The organism is uncultured Eubacterium sp., assembly GCF_945980375.1.
Lineage (GTDB): Bacteria > Bacillota > Clostridia > Oscillospirales > Acutalibacteraceae > Eubacterium_R.
Genome location: NZ_CAMFQO010000003.1, coordinates 1 through 25627 on the forward strand (window position 1 = coordinate 1; position 25627 = coordinate 25627).

Genomic DNA, 25627 nt, shown 5'->3' on the forward strand with positions numbered 1-25627 from the left:
TTAGCTATTTCATAACGCGAAGCGTTATTTCACAAATCCCGCAAGGGATTTATTTAATTGAAAAGAGCCCACACTTGTCGTAAACAAATATGGGCTCTTTTCTGGTGCTGGTGACCGGACTTGAACCGGTACGGTATTGCTACCGAGGGATTTTAAGTCCCTTGCGTCTGCCGATTTCGCCACACCAGCACAACACATATATATTAATTGATTTTATGTTTGTTGTCAAGAATTTATTTTATTTTTTATCTTGTTTATAATTTCAAGAATTTTGAATTTTGGGATGTATTTTTTTGATGTTATCAGCTTCTTTTCCTCCTTGGTTAAAGCTTTATCAAAATCATCACTACAAGCAGAAATGCAAACCGCGGGATACATAACGCACCACCAATTTTTGCCCTTCCCCTCCCCTATTACAACCTTTACGGTATTGTAGTTACCAGATGGCAGAGTAAAGTCCTTGTATTCCCTAACATCGAAGAATTCATTATCAACATATACCTTTACATCGTAGTTTTTGTTATATTTTTTTATCACCTCTTGGGCTGAAGCCTTTATTAATTCTGTATTACTTTGTGCAATTTCGATTGATTCTTCAAGGTTGTTACAGTCGGTAAATAATTCCCTTGTAGACTTTAGTATATTGTTCTTAACAGCAATTTTAAGACTTTGGTCATCAATGGAGTTACTGTTTGCCAAAACGTGCATTCTCAAAACCTTGTTACTGATATTATTTGATGCATCATTTGTGTATGATAAAGACCCAAATAATAAAGTGAAAATTAACAAAAGAGGTAAAAATACAAATAGTTTTTTTGACATAAATAAACCTGCCTTTCAAAACGATGATTGGCAGGCTTTTCATTTTTTATTCAACAATATCAATGATTTTGCAGCCCTTGTTTACGGGTGTACATATAACAGTATCAGAAACGTTAACGTAATTAATAATCGATTGCTTAGCTGTTAAAGCATCTTCCTTGTTCTCAAATATGCCGAAAACCGTTGGTCCGGATCCACTCATACAAACACCGAGAGCATTGTTGCTTCGCATAATTTCTTTAATCGTAATTCGTTCAGGTACCTCAACAAATTGTTCAAATACGTTCTCCATTTTGGCAGAAATTTGAGCTAAATCTCTTGATTGCACAGCATAAAGCATACCTAATTTATCGGGAGTATGTACTTTTCCGTGTTCATCAAATTGCTTAAAAGCACCGCCGGTATTTACTCCCCTGTTTGGCTTTGCAAGAAGCAGGTAGCACTTACGCATAGGCTTAACGGGTGTTAATACCTCGCCGATGCCTTGTGCAAGAAGAGTACCTCCGCAGATGCAAAAAGGAACATCTGCACCGATTTTAACACCGATGTTACATAATTCTTTGTCAGCTAAATCGGTATTGAATATTTTATTTAGAGCAACTATAACAGCTGCACCGTCAGCACTGCCTCCTGCAAGTCCGGCGGCGTGAGGTATACGCTTAATAATATCAATGTGTATGCCGGTATTTTTTATCTTGTTAGCCTTAAAAAAGGCGTCGGCAGCCTTGTAGGCAATATTCCTTCCATCAAGAGGAATATCATCTATATTACACGATATTGTAATTCTTTTACCTTTAACCTTTTCAACCGTAACGGTATCGTAAAGTCCTACTGACTGCATAATCATAAATAAATCATGATAACCGTCTTTCCTTTTTGCAACAATATCAAGCATTAAGTTTATTTTTGCATATGCGTTAATTACTATTTTCATTTTTTAATTCCTTAACAAATTCACCGATTCTGCTTATAGCTTCTTTAATATTATCAATAGAATAGCAGTATGACGCTCTGATATATCCCTCACCGCAATCACCGAATGCGTTGCCGGGCACTACTGCAACATGCTTTTCCTTGATAAGTCTTTCGCAAAATTCATCACTTGAAAGACCTGTTGATTTAATGCAGGGAAAAACATAAAACGCTCCCTTTGGCTCAAAGCATTCAAGACCTATTTTTCTGAATGCGTCAACAGTAAATCTTCTGCGCATATCGTAATCCATAACCATTTTTGATATATCGCTGTCACCGTTTTTGAGAGCGTCAATAGCGGCATACTGCGAATTTGTAGGCGCAGACATTATTGCAAACTGATGAAGCTTTGTCATCTGTTCAATAATTTTTGCCGGGCCGAGAGCATAGCCTAATCTCCAGCCCGTCATAGAATATGTCTTTGAAAAGCCGTTAATAACAATTGTTCTTTCCTGCATATTATCAATGGCTGCAATTGAGGTATGACCCTGAGATGTATATGTCAGCTCACTGTATATTTCATCGGAAATAACAAAAAGATTATGCTTTATAATTACCTTGCTGATTTCCTTTAGCTCCTGCGCGGTCATGATTGCACCGGTTGGATTATTAGGATAAGGAAAAACAATAGCCTTTGTTCTTTCCGTTACATATTGCTCAATATCATCACAGGTTAACTTAAAATCATTTTCAGACTTGGTAGGAACAGAAATTGCGACACCTCCGCAAACCTCGACAATCGGCTTGTAGCAAACAAATGACGGCTCCACAACAAGAACCTCATCATCCCTTGATATAATTGCTCTGATAGCCATATCAATGCCTTCACTGCCGCCTACGGTAACAAGCACCTCTGAGTTGGGATCGTACTTAACAAGATACTTCCTTGCGTAAAAATTTGAAATTTCGTTTCGTAATTCAATTAATCCGGCATTGGCAGTATATCTTGTTGCACCCCGTTCGAGAAAATCAATTCCCTGCTGTCGTATGTGCCATGGAGTTAAAAAATCAGGTTCTCCCACACCGAGAGAAATTACATTTTCCATTTCCTTGGCAATAGCAAAAAACTTTCTAATCCCCGATGGCTTAACATCTACAAGGTCCTTGTTCAAAAAATCATTATAATTTATCACAGTGAGTAAGTCCCCCTGTCATCCTTAATGTTATCGGAAAAGCTTACACCCTGCTCCTTGTATTTTTTGAGTATGAAATTAGTTGATGTTGAAACAACATCTTCAAGCGGTGAAAGTCGCTTAACGACAAACATTGCAACCTCTTCAAACGATTTGTTTTTTACTATACAGCACAAATCATATCCACCGCTCATAAGGTAAATGCTCTCTACCTCTTCAAGATTGGCAATCCTTTGAGCAACCTCATCAAAGCCGTGACCGAACTTTGGCTGTACCTTAATTTCAATCAGAGCAGTACAACCCTGCATATTAATTTTTTCTTTATCAATAATTGCACGATAGCCCTTGATAACACCGCTTTCTTCGTATAATCTTATTTGCCGTGTAACCTCGTCGGCAGATACGCCAAGAGCAACTGCAATCTCTTCATTTGTTAAACGCGGATTTGTTTCAAGTAAATACAGTAATCTGTCCATAATTAATCTCCTTAGGTTACACTAATCAATTTTTATCAGCTTTGGCTGTCTGTTTTCAAATACGGTAAAGTAATCGTATCCACAGCTTTTCAGTATATCATATCCCTTATCAATATTATTGCACACCTTTTCGCAATAATGAGAATCAGAGCCTACAGTTACATATTTTCCGCCCATATCATGAAATCTTTTTATGTATTCGGGGCTTGGCAGGGTATCGTTCATTTCCATAGACAGACCTGAAACATTTAGCTCCAATGCCTTTTCATTTGAAATTATTGCTTCAAATATTTCTTCAATAATATCATCAAACCTTGACATATCAACATTAATTTTTTCTCTTGCAACGATGTATCTTAATGGATATGTCAGGTGAGCAATGCTGTCCGTCTTGTTCCATTTTGCAACATCAAGCACAGCCTCAAAATAACGACGCAGCAATTGATATATGTCATATTGAGAGTAATCTAAAAAATAGAAATCCTCCATATTTTTTAGATTATGAACAGAGCCGAGCACAAAATCAAAATTGAATTTTTCTAAAAGCTCTTCGGACAATTCCTTTTCATAAAGTGGCTGACCGAGCTCTATTCCTTTATAAACCTTAATGCTGTCAAAATCTTTTTTTGCTTCTTCAACTTCGTTATACTGCTTTTCAAAGCTTTCAAAGGATTCTCTCTTTAAGCCGTCAATATCACAGTGGTCGGTAATTGCAATTCCTATTCCGCCGTTTTCAATAATACCCTTGCATAATTCATGGCAGGTGTGATGACCGTCAAAGGAATTAACGGAATGTGTGTGAGTATCAATAATGCTTTTATATTTCATATAATCACCTGAGTACGTATTATACCACAAAACATAGGCAAATTGAATACCAAAATTTGAAATAATTATTTGACAAATCTTTGTTATAAATATATAATAATTTTTAATAATTTAACTTAGGTACTGTTTGATGAAAAAAAGAATTATTTCGTTTGTTTTAAGCATTTGTATTTTGATAAGCTCGCTTTCAACTATGATTGCTTATGCAGAAGCTGATATTGAGGTTAATTCCACCCCTAAAATTGTTATATATAATTCAAATTCCGTTATACTAAATGAATTTGAGATTACAGGTGACGATATTACAAGTGTATTGAAAAAATCGTTTGCATATTGCAACGACAATGCAGGCTTAAATAACGTATTAACTATTAAAATTCCCGAAGGAAAATATTTAATTAAAAAAACAAATGTTGCTTCAAGCAATACAATACTTGATTTGACAGATAATGTAGTGATATATAACGCATGTCCCAGACGGGGAAACATCATAAATTCACCAAATGGGTTCTACGGATACGACGGACTGAAAAATTTTACTGTTCGAGGTGGAGAGTTAACATACGATATTAACAATAAAAACGGTTCAACCCTGTCAAGAATTGCTCACGCGGACAATGTTACCTTTGAAAATGTAAAATTTTCAAACGGATATAAATCCCACTTTGTTGAGGTTGCCGCTTCAAAAAACATAAAGTTTGACAGATGTACCTTTGATGGATTTAAGGGCAATCTTTCCTCATCGGGCTGTGAGGCTATTCAAATTGATATTCTTGAGGAGAAAAGCCATTTTACAGGATTTCCTTATTACGACGGAACAATGAACAGTAATATTACCGTTCAAAATTGCACCTTTACAAATATTGTCAGCGGTGTCGGAACAAAGTCATTATATTACGGCTATTATCAAAGTAAAATCAATATTAAAAATAATACTTTTAAGAATTTGACAGGTACGGCAATTTATTGCAGCGGATACACAAATTGTGATATTTCAGGCAATACAATAACAAACTGTGCAGAAGGCATTAATTACTTTATGATGAAGCCTGATTCAAGGCTTAGCACGGTTTGTAAAATAGATAATCTTGGCTCAATAAATAACAATTGCGCTACAAGGATACACGATAATATCATCAGCGTAAACTCAACTGAGGATATATCGACAGCATCTGCTATATATGTTTTTGGAAATAACGTTACTTCTTCAAAAAAGAGCAAGTATAGCACAAGCGTAAAAGTTGGTAATTACAGAGTTAATAAAATACAAATCTACAATAATACAATTAAAACCACCGCTCACGGAATTAGGGTATACGATACAACCAATTCAAAAATATTCGGCAATACCGTTACAAGCTCAAAAAGCAGCGGCGGATACGGTATTTATGCTGCGAATTCTTCAAATTCAAATCAAATCTATTCAAATAAAATAAACAAGTTTTCAAACGGAATATTCATTGCATCATCAAGCAAGTGCAACAAGGTTACAAAAAACACTGTTAACGGTACAGGAAACAGCGGAATTGTTATTAACAGTGGATGTGACAGTAATAGTATTGACTCAAATACTGTTATGAATTCGGGCAAAAACGGTATTTTGATCGGTGCTTCAAAGACAAGCAGTGTTCAAAGCAATAATATTTCTTCTTCAAAGGCTGATGCAATACACTTAAATTCCAAGGCTAATGTAAATGTTATTAAGGGCAATCTGTTCAACGTTCACGGTAAATATGCAATTTACTGCGACAAGGGCTCAACCGCTAATGTTTATGTAAACAATTACAAAAACTCCTCCGGCAGATACGGCTACAGCAAGGGTGATAAAAAGGATTATAAATTCGCTAATCTTGCTGTTCCTACAGTGACAGTTTCAAAGAAAGGCACAACTGCTACCGTAAGCTGGAAGAAGGTTGGCGGGGCAAACGATTACTATGTTTACCGTTCCACAAGCAAAAACGGTACATACAGCTATATCGGTCACACTAAATCAACAAAATTCCAAAACAAAAAATTGAAAAAAGGAAAAAAATATTATTACAAGGTATCAGCTGTAAAGGTTGCTAACGGAATTAAACAACGTTCTAACCTTTCAACAGTTAAAGGCAAAAAAATATAAATCTATTGGAGGTTATAAATAATGAGATGTGTAATTACGGTTGTTGGTAAGGATATGGTAGGTATTCTTGCTTCTGTATCGGGAATTTGTAAGGAATGTAATGTTAATGTTACGGAGGTATCCCAGTCAATTTTACAGGATATGTTTTGTATGATGATGATGGCTGATACATCAAAGGCAAACGTTGACTTCCCTGCCTTTTCTGAAAAGCTTTCAAAATACGGCGAGGAAAACGGCCTTTCAATTCATGCTATGCACGAAGATATTTTTAACTCAATGCACAGAATATAATCGGAGGGCAAAAAATTGATAAATACATATGACATTCTTGAAACTATTAGAATGATACAGGACGAATGTCTTGACATAAGAACTACCACAATGGGTATTTCGCTTTTGGATTGCGGTGACAGTGATATTGATAAATCCTGCCAAAAGGTTTATGATAAGATTTGTAAGAAGGCAGAAAATCTTGTAAAAACCGGCGAGGATATAGAAAAGGAATACGGTATTCCTATCATAAACAAAAGAGTAAGTGTTACTCCGATTTCAATACTTGCCGGAATAAGCGGCGGTGACCCTGTTAAGTATGCTTTGACACTTGAAAAGGCGGCTAAAACAATCGGAGTAAACTTTATAGGCGGATACTCCGCGCTTGTTCAAAAAGGCTTTGCTGCAGGAGACAGAGAGCTTATTGAATCTATCCCTCAGGCACTTGCGCAAACCGAGCATCTTTGCTCGTCCGTAAATATCGGCTCAACAAAGGCAGGTATCAATATGGATGCCGTCAAACTTATGGGACAAAAGGTTAAAGAAGCTGCCGAATTAACAAAGGACAATGATTGTATCGGTGCAGGAAAGCTTGTTGTTTTCTGTAACGCTCCTGAGGATAATCCTTTTATGGCAGGTGCATTTCACGGTGTATCGGAGCCTGACTGTGTAATTAACGTTGGTGTTTCCGGTCCGGGTGTTGTTAGAGCTGCTGTTGCAAAGCACCCCGACTATAACATTAATCAAATTGCAGAGCTTATTAAGAAAACAGCTTTTAAGGTAACAAGAATGGGACAGCTTGTAGGTGCTCTTGCAAGTGAAAGATTAGGTGTTCCTTTTGGCATTGTTGATTTGTCATTGGCTCCTACCCCTGCTGTTGGCGACTCTGTTGCACATATACTTGAGGAAATCGGTCTTGAGCAATGCGGTGCGGCAGGTACAACAGCTTGCCTGGCAATGCTTAACGATGCTGTTAAAAAAGGCGGTGTTATGGCGTCATCAAGTGTTGGCGGTCTTTCCGGAGCATTTATTCCTGTTTCGGAGGATGCGGGTATGATTGCTGCTGCAAAATCAGGATCCCTTTGTATAGAAAAGCTTGAGGCAATGACTGCTGTATGCTCAGTCGGTCTTGATATGATTGTTATTCCGGGTGATACTACTCCGGAGGTTATCAGCGGTATTATTGCTGATGAGGCCGCTATCGGTATGGTTAACGGAAAAACCACGGCAGTAAGAGTTATTCCGGCTATCGGCAAGAATTTTGGTGATACACTTGAATTTGGCGGATTGCTTGGCTCCGGCCCGGTAATGAAGGTTAACACAATGTCCCCTGCAAAATTCATATCACGAGGAGGAAAAATTCCTGCTCCGCTTCACTCACTTAAAAACTAAAGCATAAAGAAAAAGCAGATGATTAAAACAATAATCGTCTGCTTTTTCTTATACATAAAAACAACCCACAAAAACCTGTGGGTTGTAAATAATCTTATTTTGCAATTAATGCTGTTGAATGGAAGGTGAGAGGATTGTACTCACCGTTTTCGTAAACATATACAGCAGATAGGTTAATTGCAACTGCATATGTCTTACCGCTTGAAGTAAACTCATAGCAATCAACATTATTAACGGTAACAATGTTTGATGTATAATTGATAGCAGCGGATGAAGGATCACTTGAGTAATTGAGGGTTCTCCAATTATCGTGGATAACCTGCTTAAGAAGTGCTTTTGCTTCCGATACGCTATAGCTCTTTGTAGTTGTAATTTCGTGTTCGTTAACGTACCTATCATATTCCTGCACGGTAGCCGTATTATCGTCTTCGGCATTTTTGATAGGTGCAACATATGTAAACCACATAACCAAGAAATATACTACCAACCAAATCAAAAGAATTAATATGATAAGCTGGAAAATCTTCTTACCTTTGCTTTGTTCTCCACCTGCAAAAGCTTCCTCTTGTGTAGGAATCGGAACAGGTGTAAACGGCTTCCCTTTTTTGTTTGCCTTTTTTTCAGCCTTTGCATTCTTTTTGTTAATGCTTTTTACAAGCTTTGCATATTGGCCTGCCTGCTTTTTCTCAACCTTAGCTGCCTTTTTAGCTGCCTTGGCTTCTTTTTTTGCGATTTTAGATTCTTTACTCAAAGCAGTCCCCTCCTTATAAGTATGAATGTAGTATACCATTAATTTTTTCAAAATTCAATAACTATTTATAATTTTTATATCAAAATTTATGAACAAACTGTAAATAATGTTAATATATTAAACAATAAAATACAATATATTGCTTTATTGTTAATAAATTATAATTGAATATTTTGATATTTTGTTCTATTATAGAATAAACGATATGAAGGGATGGTTATATGTCAAATTTGATGGACAGAATAGTTACCTTTTGTGATACATACGAAAGGATAATTTTAATATCTTTGGGTGTGCTTATATTTGCTGTTTTATTTACTTTGAAAAATAAGATTGCAAATTCTTTGTTAAGGTTTGCTTCAAAAATATTTTTTAAGGGTAACGATGAAAAAAAGAATTCATTTTGTGATTCTCTTATAAAGCCTTTTTCCTATCTTATATTAACTCTCGGTTCGTATCTGGCAATTAGTATAAACATCAGTAACACCTCGGTAAACAGATTTTTCAAGATACTTATTATTTTAATTATATGCTGGTGTTTGGTAGGTTATCTGTCAAATAATATGTTTATTAGGCTTCATTTTGGCGGTGATGTTTCAGAATCAATGAACACTACTGCTGTTAAATTCCTGTCAAACATAATGAAAATAGTCATTATTGCATTTGCAGTTGTAATGGTTATAAGTGAGCTTGGATATAATATTAATGGTCTGCTGACAGGTCTTGGTGTAGGCGGATTGGCAGTATCCCTTGCGGCGCAGGATGCTGTGGGTAATCTAATCAGTGGTTTTATTATAATATTTGACAAACCGTTCAAGGTTGGTGATTTGATAGAAACACCTACTGTAAAGGGCTTTGTTGAAGAGGTTACGATGCGCAGCACAAAAATACGAAATCTTGACGATAGTGTTATCACTGTTCCCAATTCAACCTTGACGAAGGAAGCAATTACAAATATTTCAATGATGGATAAGCGCCGTATAAAGCTTAATTTCGGCCTTATCTACTCTACCCCTAACGATGTATTGGAAAAGGTTAGAAACGAAATTAAGGCATATATAGACGAAAATGAGAGCATACTCCCTGAACCATGCAGAATACATTTTAGAGAGTTTGCTGACAGCTCACTGAATTTTGAGGTAATATGCTACACACAAACCCCAGATATGGACGAGTATCTAAATATCAGTAATGATTTGAATTTGGCAATAAAAAGAATAGTTGAGGCAAATAATACTGATTTTGCATATCCGACATCAACTGTATATATAAAAAATAAAAAGGAGTAAGTGCTCCTTTTTATTTTTTATATCCATGTAATAATATCGGCTGTAGTTTTTCTGCTCGGCATGTCAGGGTTTGCATCCGTATAACCTACTGCTATTACGGAAACGATGGTTTCCTCATCGGGAATTGACAATGCTTTTCTGATAATTTCAGCATCTCTTATACCCATAACCAATGTACCGAGTCCCATTTCCGTTGCCTTTAGCAAAATGTTTTGGTTTGCCAAGCCTAAATCGTAATATCCCCAACCGTTACCGCATTCGTTTTCAGGTTCTCCCTGTGCAGTAAAACCCGAACGGTTATGTACAAAGGTTGTAACTATTAATGCGGCACCGTTACATCTTTTTTGATTAAACTCAGGCAGTGCGTGTTTGATAACATCTATTGATGTTGGTTCAACAGCACAGTAGTACCTTGCTGTTTGAGAATTTTTCCAAGACGGAGCATAAATGGCTGAACTGATTAATTCTTCGATTTGTTCTTTGGATACATTTTTGGTGGTATCATATTTTCTGATACTTCTTCTATTGGTTATAGTGGTTGATAATTCCATAAGTAATCTCCTTAGATTCAAGTTTTGTGACAGTACGTCTCACTTTAGAACCTTGTATATTAATTTATCAAAAACTCAACAAGTTCAAAATTGTTATGAATATTTTTGTAATAATTTCTGCAAACTTGACAATCACAAGGTTTATTAAAATCCGTGCGATACTCTTTTGTTTTTTCTTTGTCGAAAATTATTTTTACAGAGTTTATTTCAATTGTTTGCAAGGACATCTCATCACAGCCTTAAGTTAATTATAGCATAAAAGCGATAAAGTCGCAAGTATAAGTGAAATCGTGCTATCGCGCGGTGAAATCAAAGGCTTTCGCCTTTGATGATATATTTTGCTAACGCAAAATGTGAAATTAAATCCACCCACCGCCGCAGCGATTTCACTCGAGCGAAGCGAGAATTTCACATTGCGAAGCAATATTTCACCCACCCGTTAGGGTGGATTTAGTTGAAAAAAGTCCTGTTCTTTCGAACAGGACTTTTTTCTGGAGGCACCACCCAGATTTGAACTGGGGATAAAGGTGTTGCAGACCTCTGCCTTACCCCTTGGCTATGGTGCCATAAAATTAATAGAAAACACATTAAAAGTGTTTTCTATTAATGTGGAGCGGATTACGAGACTCGAACTCGCTACCTTCACCTTGGCAAGGTGACGCTCTACCGGATGAGCTAAATCCGCAAATTTGGTGCTTCCGGACGGAATCGAACCATCGACACGTGGATTTTCAGTCCACTGCTCTACCGACTGAGCTACAGAAGCATTAAATGGCGACCCGGAACGGGCTCGAACCGTCGACCTCCAGCGTGACAGGCTGGCGTTCTAACCAACTGAACTACCGGGCCATTTATCCAAGGCAAAGCCTTGGATGTGGTGGGAACAACAGGGCTCGAACCTGTGACCCTCTGCTTGTAAGGCAGATGCTCTCCCAGCTGAGCTATGCTCCCGAATTGCTACTTGCAACGTGTTATACTATACAGTATTTTAACTAAATTGTCAATACTTTTTTTCAATTTTTTATATTTTTTATTTTTGCGTTGAATCGACTATTAACTGTTTAATATCGTTTGGTGTAAATTCGTATTCCTTGTTGCAAAAATGGCATTCTACCCTTGTATTTTTGGTATCATTTGCCATTTCGGTTAAAGCCTCAATTCCGGTAGAAATCAAAGCATTTTCTACTTTTGCCTTTGAACAATTGCACCTGTATTCTGCTTTGCTTTCATCAAGCTTATCAATTTCTATTCCGGACATGGCAAGCTTTGCAATATCGTCGGGTGTCATTGAGTCATCAAGCATTTTTGTTACAGAAGGAATCTCCGATATATTCTTTTCTATAATATCAATAACACTATCAGGACAACCGGGTAACAGCTGAATTATATAGCCCCCTGCCCTTTTGACAGTTAAATCCGGATTTACAAGAACACCTAATGCACAAACTGAAGGGGTTTGCTCTGATGTAGCAAAATAATTTGTTATATCCTCGGCAATTTCACCGCTTATAATCGGCACTTGACCGACGTACGGCTCCTTCATTCCGATGTCCTTAATGACGTAAAGTTGACCGTTTGTTCCGACAGCGCCCGATACATCAAGCTTTCCGTTGGGCTTTAGCGGAATTTCAACAATCGGATTTTGAACATATGCTCTTGCATTGCCCTCATAATCGGAAACAGCAATAATATCACCGCAGGGACCTCCGCCGTTGATTCTTATCGTAATGCTGTCATCCTTGCTTTTGAGCATATCACCCATCATAGATGCGGCGGTAATCGTTCTGCCCAAGGCAGCAGTAACTGTTGCAGAGGTTTTGTGGATTTGCTCTGCCTCATATACAATATCGGTAGAATCGGTTGCAATTATAAATGCAGAACCGTCTACTGTAATATATCTAACAATTTTTCCCATTATTACACCTTTTTACAAATAAAATATAATCGTTCACTTTTCTCTCTCGGAGAATTCAGCGTTAGCTCGTCATAAACGGAAATATCAGAAAAGCCTGCTTTGCATAAAGCATCAAGTAAGTCATCAATTGAATATGCAGTTTCCTCAAAGCTTTCGCTGAATCTGTCGTAAGATTTTCCGTTCCAAACAAACATATCAAGCAGTATTCTAACTACTCTGTCGCTGACAAATTCATTGTCCCATACAAGATAAAAATCCTCTTCATCAAACACAAAGGTATTGTTTGCAAGGATTTCGTTGTGCTTATAAATTGTGTTTACATCAAAAACAAAAACACCGTTTTCATCAAGAGAATTATAAACATTGCAAAACGTCTTTTCAACGTCATTAATGTCATTCAAATGGTTTATACTGTCAAGACTGCAAATACATGCTTTAACACTTTTGTCAAGGCGATAATCTGTCATACTTCCTTTCAACAAGGAAAAGTTGTCACCATACTCTAAAAGACGATTAGAGGCAATCTCGAGCATATTTTCAGATAAATCTATGCCAATAACATCAAATCCGTTTTTTATTAGCTCAATGCTAATAGAGCCTGTTCCGCAGGCTAAATCCAAAACTGTACCGTTTGTAATATTATTCTCAATCAAAAAATGATTAATGTATTCAAATCTTTTTGGATAATCGACATTTTGTGTCAGTTCATCGTAAACAGCAGAGAATTCGCAATAACTATTCATTTGCTTCATCTTTAGCTATTCTTTCAAAAATTTTATCATAGCCGTCACAACCGTATTGCAATGAACGGTTTACTCTGCTGATTGTTGCAGTTGATGCACCTGTTTGTTCAACAATATCTGTATATACACATTTTTCAGACAGCATTTTTGCAACAACAATACGCTGACTTAATGTTTTCAATTCCTGAACAGTGCACAAATCCTCAAAAAAATCATAACATTCCTCTGTGGTTTCAAGTGATAAAATGGCCTTAAACAAGAAATCGACATTTTCATTTTGTAACTTGTTATTCATAATCGAGCCTCCGATTTTCAGTATAGTAACATTTTAGCACATTAAATCGTGATAGTAAAGTAAAAAATTAAAAAGGGTGAAAAAATCACCCTTTTGTAAGATATTCCGTAAGTTATTCCGTAATTAAGTCGTTATAAAAATCAAAGCAATCAAAGGTTGCAAAGTAATCCTTTGGAGTTTCGGCTCTTCTGATAAGCTGATAAGAGCCGTCTTCCTTAAGGAGAATCTCTGCGCTCTTGAGTTTTCCGTTGTAGTTATATCCCATAGAAAAGCCGTGAGCACCTGTATCATGAATAAAAAGTATATCACCCATATCAATTTTAGGTAACATTCTGTCTATTGCGAACTTATCGCAGTTCTCGCACAATGAACCTGTAACATCATACTTGGTATTACATTCTTCAATTTCCTTACCAAGTACGGTAATGTGATGATATGCTCCGTAAATTGCGGGACGCATAAGGTTTACTGCACAGGCATCAACACCGATATATTCCTTATGAGTGTGTTTTTCGTTAATAGCAGTTGTAACAAGACCTCCGTACGGACCCATCATAAATCTGCCGAGCTCTGTGCAAAGCTTAACATCGCCCATACCGGCAGGCAAAAGCACCTCATCAAATACCTTGTGAACACCCTCACCGATAGCCATAATATCGTTTGGAGTTTGATCCGGTCTGTATGGAATACCGACACCGCCTGAAAGATTGATAAAGCCAATATGAACACCAATCTTTTCCTTAAGCTCCACAGCAAGCTCAAACAATACCTTTGCAAGCATTGGATAATATTCGTTGGTTACTGTGTTTGAAGCAAGAAATGCGTGAATACCAAATTCTTCTACTCCCTTTTCCTTCATAATCTTGAATGCCTCAAAGATTTGCTCTGTGGTCATACCATACTTTGCATCACCGGGATTATCCATAATATCATTGCTGATTTTGAATACACCGCCCGGATTGTAACGACAGCTCATTTTCTTTGGCAATTTTCCGCAAGCCTTTTCAACAGCATTGATATGAGTAATGTCATCAAGGTTAATTATACCACCCAAATCGTTACAATACTTAAATTCCTCGATAGGTGTATCGTTTGATGAAAACATAATATCATCGCCTGTTGCACCCAAGGTTTTAGCCATCATCAATTCGGTTTTCGATGAACAGTCACATCCACATCCGTATTCCTGAAGTATTTTGATAAGAAACGGATTTGGAGTAGCCTTAACCGCAAAGTATTCCTTGTACCCCTCATTCCATGAAAATGCGTCCTTAAGAGCTTTAACGTTATCTCTTATTCCTTTTTCATCGTAAATATGAAAAGGTGTTGGATACTCCTTAATAATTTCCTGTGCTTTTTCTAATGATAAAAACGGTGTCTTGTTCATTAGTATATCCTCCTCTGTTCGCCTATTGTTCAAGCGATTTTTCAATTAACATTTTTATATTATCAAGTCCAAGACCTGTTTGTGAAGAAAAAGGAACGATTAAGCCTTCATCAACCATATTAAGCTCCTGCTTAATTTCCCGTTCTCTTTTTTGGAATTCCTTTACCTTAAGCTTGTCTGCCTTTGTGCACGCAATGATAAACGGAATGTTCATTTGTTGCATAAAGTCTATCATTCCAAAGTCATCCTGTGACGGCTTGTGTCGCATATCAACGAGCTGCACAACGAGCTTTATATTTCTTCCGCTTTGAAAGTATCCCTCCATAAGCTCACCGAATCGGTCACGCTCGGTTTTGCTTAGCTTTGCATAGCCGTATCCCGGTAAATCTACAAATTTACAATCATCAACATTGTAAAAATTTATTGTAATTGTTTTACCCGGAACAGAGCTGACTCTTGCCAAAGATTTTCGGTTAAAAAGCTTGTTTAGCAACGAGCTTTTGCCTACATTTGACCTGCCTGAAAACGCTATTTCGGGCGATGTGCTTTGTGGGAGCTGGCTTGATATTCCAAATGCTTTTTCAAATTCTGCTTTATTATAATTCATATCTACTGCGTTACAACTGATGATGCAGCATCATCACGATTAATAATTATATTTTGTTTATTGGATTTTTTTGGTATATATTCAAGTGCCTGCTTGACAACATCATCAAAGGATGAAACAGGAATAAATCGTACGGAAGCCTTAACCTCGTCGCTGATTTCAGCCAAATCCTTAAAATTATCCTTTGGAATAATAACTGTGTCACAGCCTGCCTTGTATGCAGCCATGGATTTTTCCTTTAATCCACCGATAGCAAGTGCTCTGCCTTTTAGAGATATTTCGCCTGTCATTGCTACATTGCGTTTTATCGGTATACCTGTAAGCTCGCTCACTAACGCAGTTGTTATAGCTAATCCGGCAGATGGTCCGTCCTTTGGAACTGCAGCCTCAGGAGCGTGAATATGTATATCCTTTGTTTTATAGAAATCCTCGGCAATATCATATTTTGAAGCCTTACTTCTTATATAGCTGACTGCGGTTTTAGCACTTTCCTTCATCACATCTCCAAGATTACCGGTAAGTTCAATTTTGCCTGTACCGTCAAGAGCAGAAATCTCTATTGGAAGAATAGTACCTCCGACCGAAGTCCAAGCCAGTCCGTTAACAACTCCTACCAAGTTTTCCTTAGGTATTTCATCTTTTGAATATTTTTCAGCTCCGAGATAATCCGAAAGATTGTCGGCGGTTACCTTAAAGCTTTTTTCACCGTTTTCAAGAGCAACGGAAGCCTTTCGACAAAGAGCTGCGATATTCTTTTCAAGACCTCTTACGCCTGCCTCCCTTGTATAACATTCAATTATTTTGTAAATTGCGTCATCGCTTATTTTGAATTCTCTGCCGGTGAGGCTGTGCTTTTTCATTTCTTTTTTTACAAGATGTTTTTTTGCAATATTGAACTTTTCTTCAACAGTATAGGAATTAAGCTCAATTACCTCCATTCTGTCATACAAAGGTGCAGAAATGGTAGATACATCATTTGCGGTTGTAATAAACAAAACCTTGCTCAAATCAATTGGAAAATCAATGTAATGGTCGTTGAAGGAATTGTTCTGCTCGGGATCAAGAGCCTCAAGCAATGCTGATGACGGATCCCCCTTATAGTCAGAGCCTACCTTATCAATTTCATCAAGTAAAATTATAGGATTCATTGTTCCGGCGCTGATTATTGCTTCAACAATTCTGCCTGCCATTGAGCCGATATATGTTTTTCTGTGGCCTCTTATCTCAGCCTCATCGTGCACTCCGCCAAGAGCTATGCGAACATATTTTCTGTTCATGGATTTTGCAAGTGATTTTACGATGCTTGTTTTACCTACACCCGGCGGACCGTAAAGACAGATTATTTGACCGTTAAACTGTGGGTTTCTTTTAAGAACCGCAAGCGATTCCACTATTCTTTCCTTAACCTTATCAAGACCGTAATGGTCTGCATCAAGAATTTTTCTTGATTTGTCAAGACTGATTCTGTCCTTTGTATACTTGCCAAAAGGAATTTCAAGGCATTTGTCAAGGTATGACCTTACAACTGTTCCCTCATGTGATCCTGACGGCATTTTCATAAGCTTATCACATTCCTTGAAAAGCTTTTCTTTTATATCGTCAGAGCAGGACATCATATTTATCTTTGCTCTGTATTCGTCAGCCTCCTGAAGAGGAGAATCACCCTCACCGAGCTCGTCGGAAATTACCTTCATTTCCTCGCGAAGATAATACTCTCTTTGGCTTTTATCAATTTCCTTTTGAAGCTTATCGTGAATTTCTGCTTCGATTTCAAGAGATGCAGTTTCCTTTCGAAGCAAGGTTAAAAGGCTTTTTGTACGCTTTTCAGGATCAAATTCCTCCAAAAGCATTTGCTTATCGGAAAAAGAGAAAAAGCTGTTTTCGCAAATATAATCGGTAAGCTCGTCCATATTTTCACAGCAAATAATTTTTGCAACAACCTCGTTTGAGATTTTTTTGAACATAGAGGCATACTTTTCATATTCTTTTTTTACACAACGTATGTATGCGGTGTTTTCCGCATTTGGTTGAGGAAAAAATTCAGGAGCTCTGTCAACAACTGCATTGTAATGATTATCGTCATAATACATTGTAACTATGCTTGCTCTGGCAATACCTTCAACTATTACGCGAAGATTTGATGAATTTGGTATTCTAATCATCTGCTTTATTTTGCAAATAACACCTACATCAAATACATCCTTTTCGGTTGGATCCTCAACGCTTGAATCGATTTGTGACACAAGGAAAATAAGCTGATTTGTTTCCATAGCAAGATTCAAAGCAGCCACACTCTTTTTTCTGCCAACATCAAAGTGAAGGTTCATATTCGGATAAACAACAAGTCCTCTTAACGGAACAACCGGAATATCCTCAAAATTGTTCAAATCAATATAATTTTCCATTCTACTTAACTATCCTAAATAAATTTCTATTATTATAATATAAAAATATATAAATTTCAATAGTAAAAAGACATCCAAATTGATGAATGTCTTTTTTACCGTTTAATCGTCATAATTTACCTTTTTAACCTTAAATATTCCTCTTAATATCGGTGCTAAAATTTTTGGACTTTTAATAAGTATAACCTTCATAATCCCCCTACTTTCTGCAACAGATTAGTATTCCGAGGATAATTACAGCTATAGCAAGAATTCTTGTAACCCATATCGTAGGCATGCAGCAAGCCAAAACACAGCCACAGCCAAATGCAATCCACAAAAAATCCCTTTTACACATTTTATTCATAGCAAACACCCCCGAATTATCTGTGCTTACTACAATATATGTAAAAACAAATTAATCGTTACTTTCAATTAAAAGTAAAACACCGCTTTCAAGTGTAACCTCAGCATAATCCTCATTTACAAAGTTACTTTGTGCAAACTGATCATCAAGGCTTATGTCAAGACTTTCCCTGTCATAAAAGCCTGCCGTATAATAAGCACCTTTAATTTTTACACCCTTACAGCTGTGTAAAAAGGCGAAAAGCGAAAAGCTTTTGTAATCCTTATTAATTACAGCTCTTTCTTCAATCAAGGAAAGCCTGTTTTGTCTGTTTTGAATACAGCATTTAACATTGTTTTTTCTGCAATATTCAAGACAAAGAATGTTTGAATATGTATGGTCAAGGCGGGAGCCGATTGCGCAAAAGATTTGAATATTCTTGTATCCTCTTTCAACGGCCTCCATAACACAATGAAAGGTGTCTGTATATGCTTTTTCGGGATTTAACGTAATAATTTCACAATCAATGTTTGGCTTTGGCGATGAATCAAAATCACCTATAATCAAATTTGGTGTAAATCCGGCGTTAATGCAGGATTTATATCCTGAATCGGCACAAATAATATATGATTCCCTGTTAATATTTTCCTTTAAGTATTGTAAATCATTATCAGGCGCACCTGAAATGATTGTGCACAGATTTGTTACAGTTCCCATTCCTTTATGTTTTTTACCTCGTTGTACATAGAAATGTAGCTTTCATGTCTTGATTTTGAAATTTCGTAATTATTAACCGCTTCAACTATCGCACAGCCCTTGTCATTTGTATGAGAGCAGGTGGAAAATTTACAGCAACCCAGGTATTTTTCAAATTCCTTAAAGCAATAAGGCAAATCCTCCTTTAAGATTCTTTCACATCTTTCAAATTCTAATGAAGAAAATCCCGGAGTATCAGCGATATAACCGTTATCAACCTTAAATAACTCGCAATGCCTTGTGGTATGTTTTCCCCTGCCGAGTTTTTTGCTTGTTTCCCCTGTTTTAAGATTAAGCTTGGGAAACAATCTGTTAAGCAAGGTAGATTTACCTACACCTGTGTTTCCTGTAAATGCAGAGCATTTGCCGGCCATCATTGTATGAATTTTGGCATATGAAGGTGAATTTTCGCTGTTATTGCAAAGTATTACCCTATACCCTGCTTTTTCGTAAATATTTTGGTAAAGTTCAGCATTGTCCTGCAAATCGGTTTTTGTAATTATAACAACAGGATTTATATTTTTGTATTCTGCAATGGCGATAAGATTATCAATTATAGTTGTATTGATTTTCGGATCAACCAATGAAGCAACAATAAACAACTGATCAATATTTGCAAGAGGAGGTCTAACAAGCTCATTTTTCCTTTGCAAAATTGTATCAATGGTGTTTTCCGAATTATCGTTAACGGATATTTCTACATTGTCTCCGACGAGCGGAGTGATTTTCTGATTTCTGAAATTCCCTCTTGCCTTACATTCGTAAACATCATTTCCGGTATCAACATAATAAAATCCGCCGATACCTTTAATAATTTTTCCTTTTATCATAAAATCCTTTCAAATAACATCAACGGCGAATTTTTCGCCGTTGGTATTATGCTAATTATTGGTTTGAGTCGACTCGGGCTGAGTTGTAGAAGCTGACGGATAGTTAGAAGCAGATGAAAAATCAATGGATATATTCTTTGATTTTTTACCGTCTACGGTCTTGGTTTCCGTAACACCTGTTGTCTTTAACGAAACCTTGATGTTTTGAGTTTTGTCAAAATCTGTTGAAATGTCAACAGGGATTGAGCTACCGTCAAGAGTAATTCTTCTGCTTGAGTAGGTATCTTTGCCAACCTTAACAACCATTGTGTCGGTTGCGTATGTTCCGTCGTCGTTTAGTACAACAGGAAGAACAATTCTAAGTGAATATTTTACGGATTGAACTGCTGTAGTAGTAACTCCGGAGCTGATGATTACCTTAATTGAATCGTTAGCCTTAGCCTGAGAGCCTGCGGCAGGGCTTTGCGAAATTACAACACCCTTTTTAATTGCATCGTCCTGTGTTACAAAGGAAATGTTTGTAAATCCATACTTTTCAAGGAACGCTCTTGCACCGCTTTGCGATAAGCCTAAAACATCGGGAACAGTAATTGTTTCAATAACAGTTGTTGAAGGCCCTGAAGATACGTAAATTGTGATTTCCTGTTCTGCGGAAACAATGGTTGCAGCCTTTGGATCTGTATAAATAACCTTGCCTTCCTCAACATTTTCACTTGCTATATTCATTGTTTTGAAGCTTTGCAATCCCTCAAGCTGTAATGTTTGCTGTGCAAGCTCAAGCGTTAATCCGTATACATTTGGCATAGTAATATCTTTATCCGAGGATGCAACAACAAGAGTAACCTTTGAACCCTCCATAACCTTAGAGCCTGCCTCAGGTGATTGTCTAATAACTGTGCCCGGATCATACTGGTCTGACTTTTCATACTCTGCAATAAACTCGTAATCGTAAGCTTCGTTATCCTGAAGCTGATCATATGAAAATCCAACAAAGTTTGGAAGCTTTTGAGTTTTTGTATTAAAGCCTGATGTAAACATCATAATGATAGCAACGATAGCGGCGATAAGAACAACTATACCTGAAACAACAGCAAAAGCAATTTTTCTTTTTCTTGATGGATCTTCGTATTCTTCCTCATCGTAGTATTCTTCATCGTTATCAACAATAGGCTCTATTTCATTTATTTCCTCATTAGCAGCGGAATTGTTGATGTAATTAAATGTTTTTGAAGGGTCTTTTATTATTTCCTCCAAATCCAAAAGCATTTCGGTAGCAGATTGATATCTATCGGCAGGATTCTTTTGCATTGCGTGGAAGCAAATTTGCTCAAGTCCGTACGGTATATCGGGATTTGCAGAGCGTAAATCCTCTGCATTTTTGTTTACCTGCATCAATGCAACGGAAACAGCACTGTCTGCCTCAAACGGAACCTTGCCTGAAAGCATTTCGTACAAAACAACACCGATTGAATAAATATCTGCCTTTTCGTCTGTATACTCACCCTTTGCCTGTTCAGGCGAAATGTAATGCACAGAGCCGATTGCCTGCTCGGTTAAGGTTTTTGTATCGGAGCGAGAGAACCTTGCAATGCCAAAATCGGTAACCTTAAGATTACCGTTTGGCAAAAGAATAATATTTTGCGGTTTAATATCGCGGTGAACAATACCCTTATCGTGAGCATGTTGAACAGCTTTAAGGATTTGAGTCATAAAGAACAAGGCGTCGTTCCATGTAATTGAACCTTGCTTATTTATGAACTCTTTAAGGGTAATACCGTCAATATATTCCATTACGATATATTGAAGCTTCTCACCAAAATTTACATCGTATACCTTTACAATGTTTTCATGAGATAAAAGTGCAATAGCCTTCGATTCGTTCTTAAATCTACGTTTGAAATCCTCGTTATTAAGGAATTCCTCCTTTAGAATTTTTACGGCAACAATTCTATCATCAATATTATCATAAGCCTTATAGACAACAGACATACCTCCAACGCCGATAATCTCCTGAATCTCATATCTGCCATCTAATCTTTTTCCTACATAATTATCCATAATTTCTCCTAAACCCTTTTATATAGCAATAGCAACAACTGTTATGTTATCATTTCCGCCGTTTTTGTTAGCTCGTTTTACCAATCTGTCAGCGAAAGCGTAGTATTGACCGTCCTTAATTTCCTCTGACATTTCTCTGTTGTTAATACAATTACTTAATCCGTCTGTACAAAGGATTAAAGTTTCATTTTCGCACAAATCAACCTCAGAAAAGTCAACGTCAATTCTTTTATCAACACCCAAGGCACGTGTAATCAAATTCTTTTTAGGGTGTCTTTCAGCCTCTTCGGGTGTAATTTCTCCCCTATCTACAAGATTTTGAACAAGGCTGTGGTCAACAGTTATTTGTTTAACATCATCCTTGCTTACAAGATATGCTCTGCTGTCGCCTGCATGCGCAATATATGCAATATTATCCCTTACAATAACGGCAACAACGGTTGTGCCCATGCCGTTAAGGTCAGAACGGGAATATGCCAAATCGTAAACCTCGATATTTGCGGCAGCAATGGCCGAATCAAGAAGGTTTTTGATGGATGCATCTCTCATTCTTTCATTGTAAGCGGATGTAATTTTTTCACTGATAACCTTTACGGCGAGTGCCGATGCAATATTTCCTCCGGCGGCACCGCCCATTCCGTCACATACAACAGCCCAGGCAACCTCTCCCGGAAGCTCACCTACTGCATATGCGTCCTGGTTATTTTCTCTAACCAAACCTTTATCTGTTTTAGCAACAATTTTCATTGGCATCACCCTCATTCTTCCTGCGTCTCAGCTGACCGCAGGAGGCATTAATATCAGAACCAAGAGTTCTTCTTATTGTAGCATTAATTCCTAATTTACATAAGGTATCACAAAATATTTTAATAGATTTATCTGTCGATCTTACATTACCCCGTTCCTTTACATCGTTAACGGGAATAAGGTTTACATGGCAAAGCATACCCTTAAGTTTGCCTGCCAATTCCTTTGCATTTTCTTCACTGTCATTTACACCATTTATCAGTGTGTATTCAAACGACACCCTTCTGCCTGTTTTCTTTGCATATTCTTTACAGGCACCTATTGCCTCATCAACACACCATTTATCATTAACCGGCATTGTTTTACTTCTTATTTCATCATTTGGAGCATGAAGTGAAAGCGTTAAGGTAATAGGTATATTCTCTTCTATCAGGTCATAGATTTTAGGTACTATTCCGCAGGTTGACAGTGTTATATCCCGCATAGAAATATTCAGTCCATTGTCATTGTTAACTGTTCGAATAAATTTTATAACATTATCGTAATTGTCAAGGGGCTCGCCTATACCCATTAAAACAATATGCGAAATTCTTATACCTAAATCCCTTTGAGCAATATGTATTTGAGATTCCATTTCACTCGGCATAAGGTTACGCTTAAAGCCCGCCAGTGTGGAAGCACAAAATTTACAGCCCATTTTACAGCCGACCTGTGACGAAATACAAATCGTATATCCGTATTTATATTTCATTACAACGGATTCGATGTATTCACCGTCACAAAGCTTAAATAGGTATTTAACCGTATCATCGATTTTTGATGTGTACTTATCCTCAATTTTTACCATAGGAATAAAGTACTCATCAGAAAGCTTTAAACGCAAATCCTTTGAAAGATTTGTCATTTCATCAAAGCTTTGTACACCTTTTTGATGAAGCCAAGAATAGATTTGTTCGGCTCTAAACCTTGGTAAACCAAGTGACTGTACGGCATTATTCAGTTCCTCGTATGATAAAGATTTAATATCAGTCATTTCTCTTTTTCAGTATTGAATAAAAAAATCCGTCTCCGCCGTTTTTAGTCGGAAAAACAGTTTTGCTTTCTACAAGTGAAAAATCTGTATTATCGTTCAAAAAACGGTCAACAACCTGTTCGTTTTCTTTTTTGTTAAGTGTGCAGGTGGAGTAAATAATGACTCCTCCCGATTTCAAATATCTTGACGATGTAAACAAAATATTATATTGAATTTGCGGTAATTCCTTAATATAATCAAGATTTTTATAACGAATCTCCGGCTTTCGTCTAATTATACCGAAGCCACTGCACGGAACATCGCAAATAATTCTGTCGGCAAAAGGAAGATTTGCGTTATAAATTAATGCATCATTTATGCCCGTAATAATATTATTAAGACCTAATCTTTGTGCAGACCTTTTAATAAGCTCTACTCTGTGCTCATAAATATCATAAGCATAAACAGTAGCGCCTGATTGAGCTATTGTAAAAGCTTTGCCTCCCGGTGCAGAACACAAATCAAGAACTACATCATCAGGCTCTGCCTCAAGCACCTTCGCACAGGAATATGAACTGTAATCCTCTATGTAGAATAATCCGTCGTTAAAGGCTTTTAGTCCCGATAAATCAAATGACGAATTGATTTTTACAACGTCATTAAATATTTCACAATCTATTCCGGCAGAAAAAAGCTCATAATACAATTCCTCTGCGTCAACATATTTACTGTTTGGTATAGCAAATACGGGCGGTCTGTTATTTATTGACTCGAGAATATCAAGCACATTATCTTCGCCGTACATCTTTGTCCACATATTTATCAAATGCTGTGGGCAGGAATATTTTATACTTAAATCATCGATAACGTCAAATTCGGTTTTGTAGTCAATTATCCTATGTAAAACGGCATTGATTAGCTTTTTGTAATATGACAAACCAATATTATCACAAAGACTTACGGTCTCGTACACGGCAACAGCATCGGGAATTTTATCCATATATAACACCTGATATGCTCCGATGTATAAAAGTATTTTTACCTTTGGCTTTGTTTTACCGTTAAGAAACTTATTAATAGCATAATCAAGCGAAAGCCTGCGTTCAATGATTCCGTACACAAGTCTTGACACAAAGCCCTTGTCCTTTGATTCAACTGCTTTAAGCCCCTTTTCAAGAACAATGTTTGAATATGCACCACCGTATATTATGTCATATAGCATATCAAATGCCGAAAGTCGTGCGTTTTTCAACGTCTTCCTCCATTGTTAACTACTAATAATAATCTGAATATGGTTGCAATAGCGGAAGCCAAAGCAGCAACATATGTTAATGCGGCACTTGTGAGAACCTTTTTAGCACCTGAAAATTCTGTTTCTGTCAAAAAATGGTTTGCTTCTATTGTTTGCAAAGCACGCTTACTTGCGTTAAATTCTACCGGCAATGTGATAAGCTGAAACAAAGCAACAAAGCAGTACATAATAATGCCGATATATGCAACAGATTCGGACCTGATAAGCATACCGATTAAGCACAAAGGTATGCCGAGAGATGAGCCTATTCGTGTTGCAGGGATAACGAGATTTCTGATTTTCAATGGGAAATAACCCTGTGCGTGCTGACACGCATGACCTGCCTCGTGACATGCAACACCTATTGCAGCAATTGAGCGAGAATCAAATACATCCTCGCTGAGACAGATTTCCTTTGTTCTCGGATCATAATAATCGGTAAGCCTTCCGGCAACTCTTTTGATTTTTACATCGTTTATTCCGTTAAGCTGTAAAAGTCTCCAAGCGGCATCGGCACCTGTCATACCCGATCTGCTGACAACCTGAGAATATCTATTAAAATTTCTTTTTACACTACCCTGACATATAAGAGCAAATATAAATACAGGAATCATAATAAATCCTGTCATATAATACATTAAATAATATCCCAT

Annotated in this window: 26 protein-coding genes and 6 tRNA genes; 4 read left to right on the top strand and 28 right to left on the bottom strand. The window is 37.1% G+C overall.

Features of this window, described 5'->3' with window-relative positions; translation table 11 throughout:
* Positions 1 to 102: 102 nt before the first annotated feature.
* The 6 genes from Q0P34_RS01685 to Q0P34_RS01710 form a co-directional block, all read right to left on the bottom strand.
* A tRNA-Leu gene (locus Q0P34_RS01685) sits at positions 103 to 189 on the bottom strand.
* 36 nt (positions 190 to 225) lie between these two features.
* Complete coding sequence (locus Q0P34_RS01690) at positions 226 to 822, bottom strand: stage II sporulation protein R (protein WP_294951945.1); 597 nt, start codon at positions 820 to 822, stop codon at positions 226 to 228.
* Positions 823 to 868: 46 nt separating this feature from the next.
* Positions 869 to 1756, bottom strand: a complete 888-nt coding sequence (ispE, locus tag Q0P34_RS01695; RefSeq protein ID WP_294951948.1) for a 4-(cytidine 5'-diphospho)-2-C-methyl-D-erythritol kinase — start codon at positions 1754 to 1756, stop codon at positions 869 to 871.
* Entirely contained in the window at positions 1740 to 2927 is a 1188-nt protein-coding gene (locus Q0P34_RS01700) for an aminotransferase class I/II-fold pyridoxal phosphate-dependent enzyme (protein ID WP_294951951.1), read from the bottom strand. The genes ispE and Q0P34_RS01700 overlap by 17 nt, the downstream gene beginning before the upstream one ends.
* Positions 2924 to 3403, bottom strand: coding sequence for an Lrp/AsnC family transcriptional regulator (locus Q0P34_RS01705; RefSeq protein WP_294951954.1), 480 nt, complete (start codon positions 3401 to 3403; stop codon positions 2924 to 2926). The genes Q0P34_RS01700 and Q0P34_RS01705 overlap by 4 nt, the downstream gene beginning before the upstream one ends.
* Positions 3404 to 3424: 21 nt before the next feature.
* Positions 3425 to 4231 carry a histidinol-phosphatase HisJ family protein gene (locus Q0P34_RS01710; RefSeq protein ID WP_294951957.1) on the bottom strand — a complete coding sequence of 269 codons (807 nt, stop codon included), beginning with the start codon at positions 4229 to 4231 and terminating at the stop codon, positions 3425 to 3427.
* A 130-nt stretch (positions 4232 to 4361) separates the two neighbouring features.
* Between Q0P34_RS01710 and Q0P34_RS01715 the strand changes: the two genes are divergently transcribed.
* From Q0P34_RS01715 to Q0P34_RS01725, 3 genes are read left to right on the top strand one after another with little or no spacing between them, the layout of a single operon-like run.
* Positions 4362 to 6350, top strand: a complete 1989-nt coding sequence (locus Q0P34_RS01715) for a right-handed parallel beta-helix repeat-containing protein (protein ID WP_294951963.1) — start codon at positions 4362 to 4364, stop codon at positions 6348 to 6350.
* Positions 6351 to 6371: 21 nt separating this feature from the next.
* On the top strand, positions 6372 to 6641 hold the full coding sequence (locus tag Q0P34_RS01720; RefSeq protein ID WP_294951967.1) for an ACT domain-containing protein: 270 nt from the start codon (positions 6372 to 6374) through the stop codon (positions 6639 to 6641).
* A gap of 15 nt (positions 6642 to 6656) precedes the next feature.
* Positions 6657 to 8012 (top strand): PFL family protein, encoded by a 1356-nt coding sequence (locus Q0P34_RS01725; protein WP_294951970.1) that lies wholly within the window; start codon positions 6657 to 6659, stop codon positions 8010 to 8012.
* A gap of 94 nt (positions 8013 to 8106) precedes the next feature.
* Here the strand turns inward: Q0P34_RS01725 and Q0P34_RS01730 are convergent, their stop codons facing one another.
* Positions 8107 to 8763, bottom strand: coding sequence for a hypothetical protein (locus Q0P34_RS01730; RefSeq protein ID WP_294951973.1), 657 nt, complete (start codon positions 8761 to 8763; stop codon positions 8107 to 8109).
* A gap of 221 nt (positions 8764 to 8984) precedes the next feature.
* Here Q0P34_RS01730 and Q0P34_RS01735 point away from each other — a divergent pair, with 221 nt between their 5' ends.
* Positions 8985 to 10052 (top strand): mechanosensitive ion channel family protein, encoded by a 1068-nt coding sequence (locus tag Q0P34_RS01735; RefSeq protein ID WP_294951976.1) that lies wholly within the window; start codon positions 8985 to 8987, stop codon positions 10050 to 10052.
* A gap of 17 nt (positions 10053 to 10069) precedes the next feature.
* On the opposite strand, the gene Q0P34_RS01740 is transcribed toward Q0P34_RS01735, so the two are convergent.
* From Q0P34_RS01740 to Q0P34_RS01835, 21 genes are all read right to left on the bottom strand, one after another.
* A complete protein-coding gene (locus tag Q0P34_RS01740; RefSeq protein WP_294951979.1) occupies positions 10070 to 10603 on the bottom strand; it encodes a nitroreductase in 534 nt (177 codons plus the stop codon).
* 492 nt (positions 10604 to 11095) lie between these two features.
* A tRNA-Cys gene (locus Q0P34_RS01745) sits at positions 11096 to 11169 on the bottom strand.
* A 43-nt stretch (positions 11170 to 11212) separates the two neighbouring features.
* Positions 11213 to 11288 (bottom strand) — tRNA-Gly (locus Q0P34_RS01750).
* A gap of 5 nt (positions 11289 to 11293) precedes the next feature.
* Positions 11294 to 11369: transfer RNA gene (locus Q0P34_RS01755), tRNA-Phe, on the bottom strand.
* A 6-nt stretch (positions 11370 to 11375) separates the two neighbouring features.
* Positions 11376 to 11452, bottom strand: a tRNA-Asp gene (locus tag Q0P34_RS01760).
* A gap of 26 nt (positions 11453 to 11478) precedes the next feature.
* Positions 11479 to 11554 (bottom strand) — tRNA-Val (locus tag Q0P34_RS01765).
* A gap of 79 nt (positions 11555 to 11633) precedes the next feature.
* Complete coding sequence (gene hslO / locus Q0P34_RS01770; protein ID WP_294951982.1) at positions 11634 to 12518, bottom strand: Hsp33 family molecular chaperone HslO; 885 nt, start codon at positions 12516 to 12518, stop codon at positions 11634 to 11636.
* A 2-nt stretch (positions 12519 to 12520) separates the two neighbouring features.
* Positions 12521 to 13261, bottom strand: coding sequence for a class I SAM-dependent methyltransferase (locus Q0P34_RS01775; RefSeq protein ID WP_294951985.1), 741 nt, complete (start codon positions 13259 to 13261; stop codon positions 12521 to 12523).
* A complete protein-coding gene (locus tag Q0P34_RS01780; RefSeq protein ID WP_294951988.1) occupies positions 13254 to 13556 on the bottom strand; it encodes a YerC/YecD family TrpR-related protein in 303 nt (100 codons plus the stop codon). Before Q0P34_RS01780 ends, Q0P34_RS01775 begins: the two co-directional genes overlap by 8 nt.
* A 112-nt stretch (positions 13557 to 13668) precedes the next feature.
* Complete coding sequence (locus Q0P34_RS01785) at positions 13669 to 14943, bottom strand: diaminopimelate decarboxylase (RefSeq protein WP_294951991.1); 1275 nt, start codon at positions 14941 to 14943, stop codon at positions 13669 to 13671.
* A gap of 22 nt (positions 14944 to 14965) precedes the next feature.
* Positions 14966 to 15550: a ribosome biogenesis GTP-binding protein YihA/YsxC gene (gene yihA / locus Q0P34_RS01790; RefSeq protein WP_294951994.1), complete on the bottom strand. Its 585-nt coding sequence runs from the start codon at positions 15548 to 15550 to the stop codon at positions 14966 to 14968.
* A 2-nt stretch (positions 15551 to 15552) separates the two neighbouring features.
* Entirely contained in the window at positions 15553 to 17955 is a 2403-nt protein-coding gene (gene lon / locus Q0P34_RS01795) for an endopeptidase La (protein ID WP_294951997.1), read from the bottom strand.
* Positions 17956 to 18057: 102 nt separating this feature from the next.
* Complete coding sequence (spoVM, locus tag Q0P34_RS08435; protein WP_178667782.1) at positions 18058 to 18147, bottom strand: stage V sporulation protein SpoVM; 90 nt, start codon at positions 18145 to 18147, stop codon at positions 18058 to 18060.
* A gap of 7 nt (positions 18148 to 18154) precedes the next feature.
* Positions 18155 to 18301: a hypothetical protein gene (locus Q0P34_RS01800; RefSeq protein WP_294951999.1), complete on the bottom strand. Its 147-nt coding sequence runs from the start codon at positions 18299 to 18301 to the stop codon at positions 18155 to 18157.
* A 51-nt stretch (positions 18302 to 18352) separates the two neighbouring features.
* On the bottom strand, positions 18353 to 18997 hold the full coding sequence (locus Q0P34_RS01805; RefSeq protein ID WP_294952002.1) for a thiamine diphosphokinase: 645 nt from the start codon (positions 18995 to 18997) through the stop codon (positions 18353 to 18355).
* Positions 18985 to 19866: a ribosome small subunit-dependent GTPase A gene (gene rsgA / locus Q0P34_RS01810; RefSeq protein WP_294952005.1), complete on the bottom strand. Its 882-nt coding sequence runs from the start codon at positions 19864 to 19866 to the stop codon at positions 18985 to 18987. The genes Q0P34_RS01805 and rsgA overlap by 13 nt, the downstream gene beginning before the upstream one ends.
* 51 nt (positions 19867 to 19917) lie before the next feature.
* A complete protein-coding gene (gene pknB, locus Q0P34_RS01815; RefSeq protein ID WP_294952007.1) occupies positions 19918 to 21924 on the bottom strand; it encodes a Stk1 family PASTA domain-containing Ser/Thr kinase in 2007 nt (668 codons plus the stop codon).
* An 18-nt stretch (positions 21925 to 21942) separates the two neighbouring features.
* Positions 21943 to 22671: a Stp1/IreP family PP2C-type Ser/Thr phosphatase gene (locus Q0P34_RS01820; RefSeq protein ID WP_294952010.1), complete on the bottom strand. Its 729-nt coding sequence runs from the start codon at positions 22669 to 22671 to the stop codon at positions 21943 to 21945.
* Positions 22655 to 23704 carry a 23S rRNA (adenine(2503)-C(2))-methyltransferase RlmN gene (rlmN, locus tag Q0P34_RS01825; protein ID WP_294952013.1) on the bottom strand — a complete coding sequence of 350 codons (1050 nt, stop codon included), beginning with the start codon at positions 23702 to 23704 and terminating at the stop codon, positions 22655 to 22657. The genes Q0P34_RS01820 and rlmN overlap by 17 nt, the downstream gene beginning before the upstream one ends.
* The gene (gene rsmB, locus Q0P34_RS01830; protein WP_294952016.1) at positions 23697 to 24935 is read right to left on the bottom strand and encodes a 16S rRNA (cytosine(967)-C(5))-methyltransferase RsmB; all 1239 of its coding nucleotides are present in this window, start codon (positions 24933 to 24935) and stop codon (positions 23697 to 23699) included. Before rsmB ends, rlmN begins: the two co-directional genes overlap by 8 nt.
* A complete protein-coding gene (locus tag Q0P34_RS01835; RefSeq protein WP_294952019.1) occupies positions 24932 to 25627 on the bottom strand; it encodes a zinc metallopeptidase in 696 nt (231 codons plus the stop codon). The genes rsmB and Q0P34_RS01835 overlap by 4 nt, the downstream gene beginning before the upstream one ends.